This window comes from Pseudoduganella ginsengisoli (assembly GCF_009720865.1).
Taxonomy (GTDB): Bacteria; Pseudomonadota; Gammaproteobacteria; order Burkholderiales; family Burkholderiaceae_D; genus Rugamonas; species Rugamonas ginsengisoli.
Map to the genome: position 1 here is coordinate 1 of NZ_WNLA01000138.1, position 201 is coordinate 201.

The window sequence follows — 201 nt, forward strand, 5'->3', positions numbered from 1 at the left end:
TGTAGCTTTGCATTGGACTTTGAACCAATCTGTGTAGGATAGGTGGGAGGCTTTGAAGCGGGGACGCCAGTTCTCGTGGAGCCATCCTTGAAATACCACCCTGGTTTGTTTGAGGTTCTAACCTTGGTCCGTAATCCGGATCGGGGACAGTGCATGGTAGGCAGTTTGACTGGGGCGGTCTCCTCCTAAAGTGTAACGGAG

General features: G+C 52.2%; 1 rRNA gene. It reads left to right on the forward strand.

What is annotated here, in order from left to right:
- Positions 1-201 (forward strand): 23S ribosomal RNA (locus tag GM668_RS32010); the annotation flags it as partial.